This is a genomic window from Aeromonas sp. R7-2 (genome assembly GCF_040908105.1).
GTDB lineage: Bacteria > Pseudomonadota > Gammaproteobacteria > Enterobacterales > Aeromonadaceae > Aeromonas > Aeromonas caviae.
In genome coordinates, this window is the sequence record NZ_JBFODC010000016.1 from 41,447 (window position 1) to 56,878 (window position 15,432).

At 61.6% G+C, this 15,432-nt stretch carries 12 protein-coding genes; 7 read left to right on the forward strand and 5 right to left on the reverse strand.

All coding sequences use genetic code 11. The features are described 5' to 3' along the window. Positions 1–390 precede the first annotated feature (390 nt). Positions 391–2,451, forward strand: a complete 2,061-nt coding sequence (locus AB5Y47_RS03950) for an AsmA-like C-terminal region-containing protein (RefSeq protein ID WP_368219862.1) — start codon at positions 391–393, stop codon at positions 2,449–2,451. Positions 2,452–2,497: 46 nt separating this feature from the next. Here AB5Y47_RS03950 and AB5Y47_RS03955 read toward each other — a convergent pair whose 3' ends face one another. After that, positions 2,498–3,406 (reverse strand): bifunctional GNAT family N-acetyltransferase/hotdog fold thioesterase, encoded by a 909-nt coding sequence (locus AB5Y47_RS03955; RefSeq protein WP_010672532.1) that lies wholly within the window; start codon positions 3,404–3,406, stop codon positions 2,498–2,500. A 173-nt stretch (positions 3,407–3,579) separates the two neighbouring features. Here AB5Y47_RS03955 and AB5Y47_RS03960 point away from each other — a divergent pair, with 173 nt between their 5' ends. Next, complete coding sequence (locus AB5Y47_RS03960) at positions 3,580–4,260, forward strand: methyltransferase domain-containing protein (protein ID WP_049636730.1); 681 nt, start codon at positions 3,580–3,582, stop codon at positions 4,258–4,260. A gap of 66 nt (positions 4,261–4,326) precedes the next feature. On the opposite strand, the gene dtd is transcribed toward AB5Y47_RS03960, so the two are convergent. The 3 genes from dtd to typA all read right to left on the reverse strand — a co-directional run bounded on the left by dtd (position 4,327) and on the right by typA (position 7,751). After that, complete coding sequence (gene dtd, locus AB5Y47_RS03965) at positions 4,327–4,764, reverse strand: D-aminoacyl-tRNA deacylase (RefSeq protein WP_039039510.1); 438 nt, start codon at positions 4,762–4,764, stop codon at positions 4,327–4,329. A gap of 126 nt (positions 4,765–4,890) precedes the next feature. Then, positions 4,891–5,763: a virulence factor BrkB family protein gene (locus tag AB5Y47_RS03970; RefSeq protein ID WP_039039511.1), complete on the reverse strand. Its 873-nt coding sequence runs from the start codon at positions 5,761–5,763 to the stop codon at positions 4,891–4,893. Between the two features lie 176 nt (positions 5,764–5,939). Then, positions 5,940–7,751: a translational GTPase TypA gene (gene typA / locus AB5Y47_RS03975; protein ID WP_043153538.1), complete on the reverse strand. Its 1,812-nt coding sequence runs from the start codon at positions 7,749–7,751 to the stop codon at positions 5,940–5,942. A gap of 350 nt (positions 7,752–8,101) precedes the next feature. Between typA and glnA the strand changes: the two genes are divergently transcribed. The 5 genes from glnA (at position 8,102) to add (ending at position 13,985) form a co-directional block, all read left to right on the forward strand. Further along, positions 8,102–9,511 (forward strand): glutamate--ammonia ligase, encoded by a 1,410-nt coding sequence (glnA, locus tag AB5Y47_RS03980; protein WP_010672526.1) that lies wholly within the window; start codon positions 8,102–8,104, stop codon positions 9,509–9,511. A gap of 191 nt (positions 9,512–9,702) precedes the next feature. Then, positions 9,703–10,272, forward strand: a complete 570-nt coding sequence (locus AB5Y47_RS03985) for a DUF4124 domain-containing protein (RefSeq protein WP_010672525.1) — start codon at positions 9,703–9,705, stop codon at positions 10,270–10,272. Positions 10,273–10,358: 86 nt separating this feature from the next. Continuing rightward, positions 10,359–11,414 (forward strand): nitrogen regulation protein NR(II), encoded by a 1,056-nt coding sequence (gene glnL / locus AB5Y47_RS03990; protein ID WP_010672524.1) that lies wholly within the window; start codon positions 10,359–10,361, stop codon positions 11,412–11,414. Positions 11,415–11,423: 9 nt separating this feature from the next. After that, positions 11,424–12,842, forward strand: a complete 1,419-nt coding sequence (gene glnG, locus AB5Y47_RS03995; protein ID WP_010672523.1) for a nitrogen regulation protein NR(I) — start codon at positions 11,424–11,426, stop codon at positions 12,840–12,842. Positions 12,843–12,983: 141 nt separating this feature from the next. Further along, on the forward strand, positions 12,984–13,985 hold the full coding sequence (add, locus tag AB5Y47_RS04000) for an adenosine deaminase (protein WP_041212164.1): 1,002 nt from the start codon (positions 12,984–12,986) through the stop codon (positions 13,983–13,985). A gap of 67 nt (positions 13,986–14,052) precedes the next feature. Here add and hemN read toward each other — a convergent pair whose 3' ends face one another. Further along, positions 14,053–15,426: an oxygen-independent coproporphyrinogen III oxidase gene (gene hemN, locus AB5Y47_RS04005; RefSeq protein WP_041212163.1), complete on the reverse strand. Its 1,374-nt coding sequence runs from the start codon at positions 15,424–15,426 to the stop codon at positions 14,053–14,055. Positions 15,427–15,432 lie beyond the last annotated feature (6 nt).

Here is a 15,432-nt window from a genome sequence, read left to right on the forward strand (position 1 = left end):
CGAGACCACTACTCCAATGCTTGACCAAGGCAGATGCAGAAGAGGGTCACCTTGCCTGATGGATAAACACCCGAGCCATGTCGAGCCCCTGATCCGCCGCTGGCTGGGCCTGCGAGACCACTACTCCAATGCTTGACCAAGGCAGATGCAGAAGAGGGTCACCTTGCCTGATGGATAAACACCCGAGCCATGTCGAGCCCCTGATCCGCCGCTGGCTGGGCCTGCGAGACCACTACTCCAATGCTTGACCAAGGCAGATGCAGAAGAGGGTCACCTTGCCTGATGAATAAACACCCGAGCCATGTCGAACCCTTGATACGATGCTGGCTCGGTCTACGGGATCACTACTCGAATGCCTGACCAAGCAACAGAAACAGGAGGAAAGCACTGATGAATTCCTGGCTGCGCGGCCTGCTCTACACCTTTGCCTTCCTGTTGCTCTTTGTCTGGGTCGGGCTCGGCCTGTTCGATGCCGAGCGGGCCAAGGAGCCCATCGCCGGCTGGCTCAGCCAGCAGACCGGCGTGCCTGTCACCATAGGCCGGCTGGTGTTCAATCCGCTGCACCCCTACACCCTGCTGGCGGAACAGGTGCGCTATGGGGATGCGGTACAGCTGGAAAAACTCTATCTGGAGATCGAGCACATCGACTGGTTGAACCGGGATGTGCGCATCGCCCACCTGGACCTCATCCGTCCCGTCATCAAGCTGCCGCTCCCCAACCAGTTGCCAAGCCTGCCGGTTCACTCCCTCACCATCAGCGACAGCACCATCGACAACCTGAGCCTGCAGAGCGAGGCCCTGACCCTGCGCGGCCTCAGTGCGTCCCTGAGTGACTGGGAACTGATCGACCCGAGACGCCAGCCCCAGGCCAACCTCACCCTGGGCATCAACCAGCTGGAGACCCCCATGTTCACCCTGGCCCGTCTCAGCCTCAAGGGGCGGCTGGAGGGGCAGGTGCTCAGCACCGACAGACTGACCACCAACCTGTTCGACGGCCTGCTCGAGACCGGCATGGTGCTGAACTGGCCAGAGCGCAGCCTGCAACTGCACGCTCTCAAGGCCCGCGCCATGCGACTCGAGCTTGGTGACATTCCCCCTGGCGAGTTCCCCCTGCGCCGCATCACCCTGGACAGGGGTCAGCTTGCCCAGGTGAGCATCAATGCCATCGATCAGGAGCTCTCCCTCAACAACTTCAACGGCCAGCTCACCGCCTTCGACTGGCAGGCGGGCAGCCAGCCCAGCGGCTATCTGGCGGGCACCCTGGGCGACATGGGCCGCGGCCTGTTCCAGCTTGAGGCCGTCGAGGGCAAGCTCGCCTTCTCCCCCCGGCAGCTGGATGCCGAGCTGCGGGGCAAGGCATACGAAGGGGAGTTCAACGTCGAGCTGGCCCTCGACACCCAGCAGCAGAAGCTCACCCTGAAGGATCTGGCCCTGAGCGGCATGGACATCAGTTTGCCCCAGGGGTGGTGGCAGGATTGGCAGGGCTGGCGCCCGCAACAGATCGACATCCGCAAACTGGCCTTCGACAAGCTCAAGGTGCTCTCTTTCGACGACACCCTGCCCCTCTCCCTGACCGGCTGGCAACTCTACCTGAACGATCTCGCCCTGCGGGGCAACCAGCCAGGCCCCCTGCTGGGGCGAGCCCGCATCGAGAGCAAGTGGTTCGAGCTGGTGTGGGACGGTCTCAGTGCCCGCAACGGCACCCTGGATGGCGAGCTGACCCCCAGCTCCTGGCAGCTCAACACCCTCGCCACCTCCCTGCCCGACGAGGGCTCCCTCAACCTGAGCGGCCAGTGGGGCAGAACGCCCGGGCAGGAGAGCCGTATGCAGTTGCAGGGCAAGCAGCTGGATCTGGAGCAGTGGGGCAAGTTGCTGCACTCCCCCGTCTCCTTCGCGGGCAAGGTGGATCTGGCAGCAGATCTGCAGGCCGACCTCAACGGGCAACCCGGCGAGCAGACGGCCAACTGGCGCCGGACCCTTCAGGGCAGCCTGAGCCTGGAGAGCAAGGATCCCTTCTGGGACAAGGTCGGCATCGACCCCCTGCTGGATGACTGGTTCAGGGAGCCGACCCCCCCCGATCTGACACCGCAGACGCTGTGGCAGGCGATGCAACGCGGAGACACCCCCTTCTATCAGATCAGGCTGGATGCCAGGGCGGAGCAGGGCAAGGTGCGGATCGAGCAAGGTGGCGCCTCCACCATCACCCACCTGCTGGCGCTGCAAGGGGGTGTCGACCTGGCCGCAGACCAGTGGCAGCTCGACCTCGGGGTCCTGAACAAGGGACGCTGCGCCGAGCTGCTCGCCCGCTGGCGCGGCCCCCTCAATGCGCCCGACCTGGGCTGGAGTTTCCCCACGGGACAGGACGCCTGTGGCTGGGAGGCGGGTGTGCGCTACCCCGCCCAGGGACGAAGCGGCCCGCTCTGGCGCCCACGGCCACCCGCCGCCCAATAACGAACAAGGCCTCGCGAAGAGGCCTTGTTGCTGTGAACATCAGGGATCAGCGTGCGCCGCGCTTGATGGGCAGCACCACGTACTGACCGACAAACTCCACCGCCAGCTTGCGGCCACTGAACAACTGCACCCGCAGGCTGAACTTGGCGGATTCTCCGCCCCTCAGCGGCTCGAGCACGGCGGGCATGCCCTCCCGGGCCACCCGCGCCTCCGGCTCTTCGCTCACCGGCCGGTAATACTTGATGTTGCCCTCGGCCAGCACGGTATCCCCTCCCAGCCCTGCCTCCTTGAGCTGCAACCAGATAAGACCCCAGCCCGCCAGCACGCACTGGCTGTAGATGCTGCCGGCGAACATGGTGTCGTGGACGTTGAGATTGGCCGCCAGGTTGGCCTTGAGGTGGAAGGTCTGGCCATCGTAGTGGGTGATGTGCACCCCCATCTTCTCGCTGATGGGAATACCCCGCGACCAGCGGGTGGTGAGATCCTGGCACCACTCCGGACGGTACTGGATGGTCTGCATGGGACTCAGGGACTTGATCATCTGGCGGTGAGGGATGCGACCGAAGGAGACGGGGCCTTCCCCTACCTCGAGGAAGCCGCAGCGGCGATAGAACTCCACCGCCTCCTGGCGGGCGTTCATCACCAGCCGTTTCACCTTCTCGTCGCGGGCAAGCTGCTCGAGATCCTCCACCATGCGGGCGCCCAGCCCCTGGCCGCGAAATTCGGGTCGCAGCGCCATAAAGCGGATCTGGGCTTCATCGCCGCCCACAAAGAGGCGACCCACGGCGATGGGCGTTCCGTCGGGTGAGAGCATCAGCCGGTGAATGGCAACGGTATCGTACTCGTCACGCTCGGAGCCAAGGGGCAGATTGAAGGGTTTGCGCAGTAGTTCCCAGCGCAACTGATAGTAAGCATCCAGCTCCGCTGGTGTTTCTGGGGTGACTACCCGGTACATAAAGCGATCCTTGAGTGTGCGCCGACTGGCAGATGGAAGGACTGACGCAACCATTTCTCCCGGCGCAGCCTGTAGTAGGTATCCAGCTCGGCTGCCGTTTGGGGGGTGACCACCCGGTACATAACAACATCCTTGAGTTACACTGGTCGAAAGCCATCTTGCCGTGCAAATTCATGGACTTCAATCTGCAAGCGTACCAAGCCGATCACTTATTGCACCTCAGTGCCAAACCCGAACGCCGCGTTTCGGTGCTTGAAAATGCCCGTCATCGCTGGCTGGAAATGGACGGCGTGGTGCAATCCGCCATGAGCCTCCACCAGCCGGCACGCCTCTGTCTGCCTCATCAACGGAGCATCGCGGAGCAGTTGCCAAAGCAGGCAAACCGGATCCTGGAGCTGGGGTTGGGCGGAGGGGATCTCACCCGTCACCTGGCGGCACGCTGGCCCGATGCCCACCACGACTGCGTGGATCTGGATGCCGAGATCCTCACCCTGTTCCAGCAGTTCTTCCTCCCCTCGTCAGGGGGCTCGCCTCGGCTGCATCACGCCGATGCGCTGCACTTCCTGCACCAGAGCCAGGAGATCTACGATCTGGTGCTGCTGGATTTGTTCAGCCAGGACGGCAACCCCCTTCTGCTGTTCCAGGCTCCGCTCTATCAGGCACTGGCCAGCCGCCTGAGCGGAACCCTAATCATCAATCTGCTGCCCCGCACCCGGCTCGAACAGGCACAGGCTCTGCGACTGGCAGAGGAGTGGATAGGCCCGACCCACGTCCACGACGTGCCCGGCTACCGCAACGTCATCCTGCACGCGACCCGTCAGCATGGCCAGGGCGGGCGAGCACCGGCAGGGTGAAGAACCTGCGAAGTATGCAGGCATCGCGTCCTGCCCCTCCGGTGAGGCCTGCCCTGCCTGCCACCCTTATACCTGCAGCCAGAAGGTGACGGGGCCGTCGTTGAGCAGCCTGACCTTCATGTCGGCGGCAAAACGGCCGGTTTCGGTCGGCACGCCGCTCTCCCTGGCGCGGGCCACGAAGTACTCATAGAGTCGCTCGGCATCTGCGGGATGGGCGCCACCGGAGAAGCTGGGTCTCATCCCCTTGCCGGTATCCGCCGCCAGGGTGAACTGGGAGACCACCAGCAGGCTGCCACCCACCTGACTCACGTTGAGGTTCATCTTGCCGTTCTCGTCAGAGAAGATGCGATAGCCGCTCACCTTGTGCAGCAGCTTGTCGGCCTTGGCCTCGTCATCCCCCTGCTCCACCCCGAGCAGCACCAGCAACCCCTGGCCGATGGCCCCGGTCACCTCTCCCTCTACCGTTACGCTGGCCTCGCTGACCCGCTGAATCAGTGCAATCACATCCCTCTCCTCTCAAAACAGCACGACCGCCCATCCTGCGGGATGAGCGGTCGTCGATGCTACCAATAAATGCCCTGCCCGGGCCAACGCCTTTGTGTCGGGATCCGGTGTGATGGCCGGCCGGCGTCAGGCCAGCTCCTCTGCACCGGGCTTCTCGTACTCCCCGAGGCAGGCGGTGGTCTCGGCCCCCAGCAACACCACCAGCCAGCTCAGATACACCCAGACGAACAGGATGGGAATGGTCGCCAGGGCGCCATAGATGGCCTGGTAGGAGGGGAAGTTGGTGATGTAGATGGCAAAGCCGCGCTTGGCCAGCTCGAACAGGGTGGCCGCCACCAGGGCACCGATGAAGGCGTGGGTCAGCCGCACGCGGCAGTTGGGCACCACGGTATAGATCAGCAGGAAGGTGAGCACGGAGAAGAGGAACGGCAGGCTGCGCAGCAGCAGATAGCCAATACCGAACAGGCTGTCAGCCGCGAACAACCTGAGCGAGAGAATGTAGGAGGAGATGGCGATGCTGGCCCCGATGAGCACGGGGCCCAGGGTCAGGATCATCCAGTACATGGCGAATGCCTGGGCCAAGGGCCGGCTTCGGGTGGATCGCCAGATGTAGTTGAGGTTCTTGTCAATGGCCGAGATGAGCATCAGGGCCACCACGATCAGGGCACCGATACCGACGGCCGTGGTGTTGGTGGCGTTGGCCACGAAGCCGTCGATGTACTCCTTGAGCATCTCGCCGGCGGTGGGGACGAAGTTGTGATAGACGAACTGCTCCATCGCCTGCTTCAGGCTCTGGAACACCGGAAAGGCCGACATCATACCGAACACCACGGCGATCATGGGCACCAGAGAGAGCAGGGTGACATAGGCCAGGTAACCGGCGGTCACCGTCAATCTGTCCTGCTGGAAGCGGCCCCAGACAAACTGGGCGAAGTGGGCACCATCGTGGCGCAAGAAGGAGAGTGCATGGGCCAGACGGCCGCGGATCTGCTGCTGCATCTTGTTTCTCGTAAGCGTGATCATGCAGACATTGTGTCAGATAGGGTGGTCATTTGGCCACCCGCAGACCGGCCGGATGCGCCTCCATCGAACTAAGGCCCCATGCGCCCTCATGTCGAGCCCATAAAAAAGAGGCCATAAGGCCTCTCTTTGGTCTGTCGATGAACAGCTATCGATCAAGCACGACCGGCGCGCTTGCGATCCATCTCGGTCAGCAATTTCTTGCGGATACGGATGGCTTTCGGGGTGATCTCCACCAGCTCGTCGTTGTCGATGAACTCGAGAGCCTGCTCCAGGGTCATGCGGATCGGCGGAGTCAGCACCTGGGCTTCGTCGGTACCGGAGGCACGCATGTTGGTCAGCTGCTTGCCTTTCAGGCAGTTGACGGTCAGGTCGTTGGAACGGGAGTGGATACCGATCACCTGGCCTTCGTACACTTCGGTCGCGTGACCGATGAACAGACGACCACGATCTTGCAGACCGAACAGGGCGAAGGTCAGGGCCTTGCCGGTGGCGTTGGAGATCAGCACGCCGTTCTGACGCTCACCGATGCTGCCACCCTTGTGCGGACCGTAGTGGTCGAAGGTGTGGTACAGCAGACCGGTACCAGAGGTCATGGTCAGGAACTCGGTCTGGAAGCCGATCAGGCCACGGCTCGGGATGATGAAGTCCAGACGGACGCGACCCTTGCCATCCGGGGTCATGTTGGTCATCTCGCCTTTACGCAGGCCGAGCTGCTCCATCACGGAACCCTGATGCGCTTCTTCCACGTCCACAGTAACGGTTTCGAACGGTTCTTGCAGTTCGCCATCCACGGTACGCAGGATAACTTCCGGACGGGATACCGCCAGTTCGTAACCTTCGCGACGCATGTTTTCGATCAGGATGGAGAGGTGCAGTTCACCACGGCCGGAGACGCGGAACTTGTCCGGATCTTCGGTCTCTTCCACGCGCAGGGCCACGTTGTGGACCAGTTCCTGGTTCAGACGCTCCAGAATGTTGCGGGAGGTGACGAACTTGCCTTCTTTACCGGCGAACGGCGAGGTGTTGACCTGGAAGGTCATGTTCACGGTCGGCTCGTCAACGGAGAGCGGCGGCAGGGCTTCGACGGCACTGTTGTCACAGATGGTGTCGGAGATCTTCAGCTCGCCCAGACCGGTGATGGCGATGATGTCGCCCGCTTGCGCGTCGGTCACTTCGGTACGGGACAGGCCCAGGTAGCCCAGCACCTGACCGACCTTGCCGGTACGCGGTTTGCCGTTGGCACTGACGATGGTGACCTGCTGGTTGGTCTTGACGCGACCACGAGTGATGCGACCGATACCGATGACGCCCACGTAGGAGTTGTAGTCCAGCTGGGAGATTTGCATCTGGAAGGCACCGTCAACGTCGCCCTTCGGGGCTTCCACGTTGTCGACGATGGCCTGGAACAGGGGTTCCATGTTCTCGGACGGGACGTCCTGATCCAGGGTGGCCCAACCGTTCAGTGCAGAGGCGTAAACAACCTTGAAGTCCAGTTGCTCATCGGTGGCACCCAGGTTGTCGAACAGATCGAAGACCTGATCCATTACCCAGTCAGGACGAGCACCCGGACGGTCGATCTTGTTGATGACCACGATGGGCTTCAGACCCTGGGCGAACGCCTTCTGGGTCACGAAACGGGTCTGCGGCATCGGGCCGTCAACGGCGTCGACCAGCAGCAGCACGGAGTCAACCATGGAGAGTACGCGCTCAACTTCACCACCGAAGTCGGCGTGACCCGGGGTATCCACGATGTTGATGCGATAGTCGTTCCAGCGGATCGCAGTGTTCTTGGCGAGAATGGTGATGCCACGTTCCCGTTCCAGATCATTGGAGTCCATGATCCGTTCCTGACCTTCGCTGGTGCGATCCAGAGTGCCGGATTGCTGCAGCAGCTTATCAACCAGAGTCGTTTTGCCGTGGTCAACGTGCGCAATAATCGCAATATTGCGTAAATTCTCTAACATTCTCGCCTCAAATCACCGGGTAAAATTGGGCGCTAATTGTACTCTCGCCTTTGTGATCTGCCTAGCAGAATTGCAACACATTCACACACAACAAAGGATCAGGATCATGGACCCCGCGGCAAAAGGCTGCTTAGATGGCCTGGATACGCTGGCGCACCATCTCGGTGCACCAAAACGATCCAAGGTTGCACCACTTTAATGCAGCAACCGGCATGAGAACGGGTTTCTCGGCAGCCTGAAACGGTGCAAGTGCCCTGAAATCAAGCTGTCACAAACTTGGCACGATACTGGCTTATGTGAATGTGACGACGCATTCACCCAAAGAGTTTTAACACCGGAGGTTACTTAGCATGTCAGCCCAGAACGTTTTGGCCCTGATCCAGGAACACGAAGTCAAGTTTGTTGATCTGCGTTTTACCGACACCAAGGGTAAAGAGCAGCACGTATCCATCCCTTCCCACCAGGTTGACGAAGACTTCTTCGAAGACGGCAAGATGTTCGATGGTTCCTCCATCGGCGGCTGGAAGGGCATCAACGAGTCTGACATGGTGCTGATGCCGGACCCGGCTTCCGCCAAACTGGACCCGTTCACCGAAGAGACCACTCTGAACATCGTCTGTGACGTGCTTGAACCCGCCACCATGCAAGGCTATGACCGTGATCCGCGCTCCATCGCCAAGCGTGCCGAAGATTTCCTGAAGTCCAGCGGCATCGCTGACACCGTGCTGTTCGGGCCGGAGCCGGAATTCTTCATGTTCGACAACATCACCTTCTCCAACACCATGGGCCACAGCTTCGTGAAGATCGAATCCGAAGAAGCTGCCTGGAACTCCGGTACCGACTACGAGCACGGCAACAAGGGTCACCGTCCGTTCGTCAAGGGTGGTTACTTCCCGGTTGCCCCGGTTGACTCCTCCCAGGACATCCGTGCCGCCATGTGCCTGGTGCTGGAAGAGATGGGCCAGGTCGTCGAAGCTCACCACCACGAAGTGGCGACTGCCGGTCAGAACGAGATCGCAACCCGCTTCAACACCCTCACCCTGAAGGCTGACGAAGTGCAGGTCCTGAAGTACGTGATCCACAACGTGGCCCACGCCTACAACAAGACCGTCACCTTCATGCCGAAACCCATGTTTGGCGACAACGGCTCCGGCATGCACTGCCACCAGTCCCTGGCCAAAGACGGCGTCAACCTGTTCGCAGGCGACCTGTATGGCGGTCTGTCCGAGATGGCACTGCACTACATCGGCGGCATCATCAAGCACGCCAAGGCCATCAACGCCTTCGCCAACCCGACCACCAACTCCTACAAGCGTCTGGTGCCGGGCTATGAAGCACCGGTCATGCTGGCCTACTCCGCCCGCAACCGCTCTGCCTCCATCCGTATCCCGGTCGTGCCGAGCCCGAAAGCCCGCCGCATCGAAGTACGCTTCCCGGATCCGGCTGCCAACCCGTACTTGGCCTTCGCTGCCCAGCTGATGGCCGGTCTGGACGGTATCATCAACAAGATCCATCCGGGCGATGCCATGGACAAGAACCTGTACGATCTGCCGCCGGAAGAAGCCGCTGAAGTGCCGACCGTTGCCGGTTCCCTGGACGAAGCGCTGTCCGCACTGGATGCAGACCGTGAGTTCCTGACCCGTGGTGGCGTGTTCAGCGATGACTTCATCAACTCCTACCTGGAACTGAAACAGCAGGATGTTGACCGCGTGCGCATGACCCCGCACCCGCTGGAGTTCGAGCTGTACTACTCCGTCTAATCCGCTTTCCCATGACAAACCCGCCATCTGGCGGGTTTTTTTCATTCTGGCAACGGAAATACCCCCAAACGGGCACGATCATGCAGAAAGATGATCCCGTTCACGGAGCCGTACCATCCTCGGCTGTTCACACCCCGACCCCGTGGTTTTTCTCTGATAGGATTAAGGTGAACCCCGTCAAGGAGAGATGGATGAACACTGTACCCTGGCTGCTGAGCCTCCTGCTGATGGCCTCCTGTTCCGCACAGGCCGCCCGCGTCTACTCCTGGGTCGATCCCCAGGGAGTGACCCACTACACCGATGCCCCCCCTCCCGGCAAGAGCGCAAAAGAGGTGGACCTGCGGGTCTCGCCGCTCATCGGCACAGCCCCCCACTCGGTCCAGGTGGACAACTTCAACAGCCTGACCGGTGTCGATGCCAGGAAAGCCCTGGAAGCGGCTCCCTTGGAGATCGACCTCATCTCTCCGGAACCGGGCAGCACATTGCGCGACAATACCGGCAACATCGTCTTCCAGGGCGAGATCTCTCCCCAGGTCCCGGTGCAATACGATGTGCGTCTGATCCTGAACGGCAAGGCGGTGCCCCTGGTGCACAACAGCCTGGCCATACGGGTGGAAAACCTCGATAGGGGCGCTTACGAGGCACGGCTCGAGTTGCTCGCCAAAGACGGTACGATCCTTGCTAAATCTAAGCCAACCACCTTTTACCTGCACAGGGCGTCGGTGAATCAGGCTCCCAGAGCCGCCCCCAAGGCCAATTAGGGGTGATGTGACGCACCGATGCGGGTAAACTTGATGCACTATATTGGTGCATTCTAGGTGTACAGCACCGTTTTAGGGAGAAACCTGTGCCAACCCGCTCGGACAACGCCAAGACACTCTTGGACAATCTGCTGACCGCCGTCATTCTCATGGATGAACGTCTCTGCATTCAATTCGTCAACCCGGCGGCAGAGCAGCTGCTTTCCCTCAGCGAACGACGACTGATCGGCATCGAACTGCCCCACCTGCTGGAACACATCTCTCTCGATCTGCAGCGTTTCAAACAGTGCCTCATTTCGGGGCAGGGCTTCACCGACAGCGAAGTCACCCTGGTGGTGGAGGGGGAGCCCAGGCTGGTGGAGATCAGCGTCAGTCCCATGGCCGATCATGAACAGCGACTGATGGTGGTAGAACTGCGCAAGATCGATCAGCAGAAGAAGATCAGCCAGGAGCTGCAGCAACACGCCCAGCAGCAGGCCGCCAAGGAGCTGGTGCGCGGCCTGGCGCACGAGATCAAGAACCCCCTGGGGGGATTGCGCGGCGCGGCCCAACTGCTGCAAAAGGAGTTGCCCGACCCGGCCTTGCGTGAATACACCGGCATCATCATCGAGCAGGCCGATCGCCTGCGGGTGCTGGTCGACAGGTTGCTCGGTCCCCAGCGTCCCGGCCGTCACCAGATGCACAACGTTCACTCCGTGCTGGAGCAGGTGCGCCGTCTGGTGGACCTGGAGCTGCCGCCGCAGATCCGCATCGAGCGGGACTACGACCCCAGCATCCCCGAATTCGAGATGGAATCGGACCAGCTGCAACAGGCGTTCCTGAACATAGTGCGCAACGCCGCCGAGGCCCTTGGGGATCAGGACGGCCTCATCCGCATCAAGACGCGCACCGCCTTCCAGATCACCATCCATGGCCAGCGCTATCGCCTGGCGGCCGAAATCAAGATCATCGACAACGGCCCCGGCATTCCCGACGCCATTCGCGACACCCTCTTCTACCCCATGATCACCGGCAAGGAAGGGGGAACGGGCCTGGGCCTCTCCATCGCCCAGAACCTGATCGATCAGCACAAGGGTCGCATCGACTGCATCAGCTGGCCGGGCCACACCGAATTCACCATTTATCTACCACTTCGCAAATAAGGGAACCTCATGACAGCAAAAGTGTGGATCGTCGATGACGACAGCTCCATCCGGTGGGTTCTGGAGCGCACCCTTGGCAGCGAAGGCTTCGAATGCGAAAGTTTCGCCGACGGCGAAGCCCTGCTGAGTTCACTGGAGATGCGCTCACCGGACGTGATCCTCTCGGATATCCGCATGCCGGGCATCGACGGCCTGAGCCTGCTGGAGCAGATCCATCGCCGCCAGGCCGATCTGCCCATCATCATCATGACGGCCCACTCGGACCTCGACAGCGCGGTCAACGCCTACCAGCGCGGTGCCTTCGAATACCTGCCCAAGCCGTTCGACATCGACGAGGCGGTCACCCTGGTACGCCGGGCCGAGAACCACCTCAAGGAGCAACGTACCAAGCGCAAGGCTCGCCAGCAGGAAGCCACCACCACCCCGGAGATCATCGGCGAAGCCCCTGCCATGCAGGAGGTGTTCCGCGCCATCGGCCGGCTGTCGCGCTCCAGCATCTCGGTGCTCATCAACGGTCAAAGCGGTACCGGCAAGGAGCTGGTTGCCCATGCCCTGCACAAGCACAGCCCCCGGGCCCACAAGAACTTCATCGCCCTCAACATGGCGGCCATCCCGAAAGATCTCATCGAATCCGAGCTGTTCGGTCATGAGAAGGGAGCCTTCACCGGCGCCAACAACATTCGTCACGGCCGCTTCGAACAGGCCGATGGCGGCACCCTGTTTCTCGACGAAATAGGCGACATGCCGCTGGACGTGCAGACACGGTTGCTGCGGGTACTGGCGGACGGGCAGTTCTACCGGGTTGGCGGCCACCAACCGGTGCAGGTGGATGTGCGGATCATTGCCGCCACCCACCAGAATCTGGAGAAGCGGGTCGCCGACGGCGAGTTTCGGGAAGACCTGTTCCACCGCCTCAACGTCATCCGCATCCATATTCCGGCCCTCAAGGAGCGCCGGGAGGACATCCCCCAGCTGGCCCAGCACTTCCTGCTGCGAGCCGCCAAGGAGCTGAACGTGGAGGCCAAGAGCCTGCACCCGGATACCCAGACCTACATCAGCCGCCTCCCCTGGCCGGGCAACGTGCGCCAGCTGGAGAACGTCTGCCGCTGGCTGACGGTGATGGCCTCGGGCCAGGAGGTGCTGGTAGGCGATCTGCCCACCGAGCTGCTGACTCCCATCACCAGCACCGCCGAGCCGGGCCAGCCCGCCCTGACCGGTGGCTGGCAGCAGCAGTTGCAGGACTGGGTGGCCGCCAAGCTGGCGCTGGGGGAGACAGATATCCTGGCGGATGCCATGCCCCAGTTCGAACGGATCATGCTGGAGACGGCACTGGATCACACCCACGGTCACAAGCAGGAGGCTGCCCGCCTGCTCGGCTGGGGCCGCAATACCCTGACCCGCAAGCTCAAGGAGCTCGACATTCCCTGAGCCTGCGGGAAAAACGATTCCCATCACGCCTTGAGGGAAAGCCTGACCAATCACACCCCGTTTGCTTGCAAACGGGGTATCTTTTTCAGGCGCCCCGCCTAGAATGGCAGGCTTTCCAACCCGACTCGCAGAAGGTGCCCCATGATTGACAGATCCCTCCCCCTGACCGACCTGCATCGCCATCTGGATGGCAACATCCGCCCGCAGACCATTCTCGAGCTGGGACGTCAGCACAACATCCGACTGCCGGCCGACGAGCTTGAAGCCCTGCGCCCGCACGTGCAGATCGTCGAGAACGAGCCGAGTCTGGTGGCCTTCCTGAAGAAACTGGACTGGGGTGTAGCCGTGCTGGCCGACTACGATGCCTGCCGCCGGGTCGCCTACGAAAACGTGGAAGATCTGCTGCGTGCCGGGATCGACTATGCCGAGCTGCGTTTCAGCCCGGCCTACATGGCGATGACCCACAAACTGCACCCGCAGGGCGTGGTCGAAGCCATCATCGACGGCGTGGCCGCAGGCAGCCGTGACTTCGGCATCAAGACCAACCTGATCGGCATCATGAGCCGTACCTTCGGCACCGAGCAGTGCAAGCAGGAGCTGGATGCCTGTCTGGCTCATCGCGATCGCCTGGTCGCCATCGATCTGGCCGGCGACGAACTGGGCTTCCCGGGCGATCTCTTCACCGACCACTTCCGCCGGGTGCGGGATGCAGGAATGCGGGTCACAGTGCACGCCGGTGAAGCCGCCGGCCCCGAGAGCATGTGGCAGGCCATTCGCGAGCTGGGAGCCGAGCGCATCGGCCACGGTGTCAAGGCCATCCAGGATCCGGCCCTGATGGCCTATCTGGCCGAACACCGCATCGGCATCGAGTCCTGCCTCACCTCCAACCTCCAGACCACCACGGTGGCGAGTCTGGCCGATCACCCGATCCGCCAGTTCCTGGCAGCCGGCGTGCTGGCCTGCCTCAATACCGACGATCCGGCGGTGGAGGGGATCGACCTGCCCCATGAATACGAGGTGGCGGCCCCGGCTGCCGGCATGACGGTGAGCGAGATCCGCACCGCCCAGCAGAACGGCCTGACCCTGGCCTTCCTGAGCGAAGCTGAGAAGGCCGAGCTGAGTGCCCGCGCGGCTCAACGCTGAGCAGGGGTAAAACCCAATAAAAAACCGCCGAAAGGCGGTTTTTTATTGTCCAACGACATTGCCCGGCCTAGATCACCCGGGAGAACTGCTGCTGGCGCGCCTTGTTGCGCAGGTAGACATCGAAGCACATGCAGATGTTGCGGATCAGCAGCTGACCGGTGGAGACCACCTCCAGCCCCTCTTCGGTCATGCGCACCAGACCGTCGTCGATGAAGGTCTGCAACAGCTTGAGATCCTCGGCAAAATACTCCTTGAACACCAGGCCGTGGGCCTGCTCCACAGCGGCAAAGTTCAGGGAAAAATCGCAGATGAGGCGCTTGATCACCTCACGACGGATCAGATCGTCCCGATTGAGGGAGCACCCCTTCCACTGGGCATGGCCCAGTGACTCGACCTGGGCGTAGTAAGTTTTGAGATCCTTCTGGTTCTGGGAATAGGCATCCCCCATCATGCTGATGGAAGAGACCCCCAGCCCCAGCAGATCGCAATCCCCCTGGGTGGTATAGCCCTGGAAGTTGCGATGCAGCTTGCCCTCGCGCTGGGCGACGGCCAGCTCGTCATCGGGCTTGGCAAAGTGGTCCATGCCGATGAACTGATAACCCTGGCCGGTCAGGAAGGCAATGGTGTCCTGCAGCATGGCCAGCTTCTCCTGCGGCGCCGGCATGTCCGCTTCTTTCAGCTTGTGCTGGGCGGCAAAACGGCTCGGCAGGTGGGCATAATTGAAGATGGAGAGGCGAGCCGGGTCGGTCTTGAGCACCTCTTCCAGGGTGTGATGGAAGCTCTCCCGGTTCTGGTGCGGCAGACCGTAGATGAGATCCAGATTGGTGGAGCGGAACCCCAGCTCGCGGGCACGGACCAGCATGGCGCGGATGAAGTCGTTGTCCTGCTCCCGATTGACCGCAACCTGGACCGCCTTGTTGAAGTCCTGAACGCCAAGGCTGATGCGGTTGAAACCGAGCTCCCGCAGCACATCCAGCATGGACAATTCGATCTCGCGGGGATCCACCTCGATGCTGATCTCCCCCTCCTCGGCGAAGTGGAAGTGCTCCCGCAACATGGCCATCAGGCGACGAGTCTGGGGTTCGCTCAGATAGGTGGGTGTGCCGCCACCCCAGTGCAGCTGGGTGACCAGTCTCTCCTTGAACAGGGGGGCCTGGGCCTTGATCTCCTGTTCGAGGTAGTCGAGGTATTGATCTGCCTTGTGCTGGTGCCGGGTAATGACCTTGTTGCAGCCGCAGTAGTAGCAGAGCTTGTGACAGAAGGGGATATGCACGTAGAGCGACAGATTGCGTGCAGGATACTGGCCCGCTGCCTGGACAAAGTCCGGATAGCCGAACCCCTCGTTGAACTCCAGCGCAGTGGGATAGGAGGTGTAACGCGGACCACTGTAGTTGTATTTTTCGATCAGGGCCTGATCCCACACAATCTGTTCTGCTTGCACGCTTGC

Coding starts and splice junctions, on each gene's coding strand:
- AB5Y47_RS03960 (WP_049636730.1), top strand. CDS start 3,580: ATGGACTTCAATCTGCAAGCGTACCAAGCCGATCACTTATTGCACCTC.
- AB5Y47_RS03950 (WP_368219862.1), top strand. CDS start 391: ATGAATTCCTGGCTGCGCGGCCTGCTCTACACCTTTGCCTTCCTGTTG.
- AB5Y47_RS03985 (WP_010672525.1), top strand. CDS start 9,703: ATGAACACTGTACCCTGGCTGCTGAGCCTCCTGCTGATGGCCTCCTGT.
- AB5Y47_RS03955 (WP_010672532.1), bottom strand. CDS start 3,406: ATGTACCGGGTAGTCACCCCAGAAACACCAGCGGAGCTGGATGCTTAC.
- glnA (WP_010672526.1), top strand. CDS start 8,102: ATGTCAGCCCAGAACGTTTTGGCCCTGATCCAGGAACACGAAGTCAAG.
- typA (WP_043153538.1), bottom strand. CDS start 7,751: ATGTTAGAGAATTTACGCAATATTGCGATTATTGCGCACGTTGACCAC.
- glnG (WP_010672523.1), top strand. CDS start 11,424: ATGACAGCAAAAGTGTGGATCGTCGATGACGACAGCTCCATCCGGTGG.
- AB5Y47_RS03970 (WP_039039511.1), bottom strand. CDS start 5,763: ATGCAGCAGCAGATCCGCGGCCGTCTGGCCCATGCACTCTCCTTCTTG.
- add (WP_041212164.1), top strand. CDS start 12,984: ATGATTGACAGATCCCTCCCCCTGACCGACCTGCATCGCCATCTGGAT.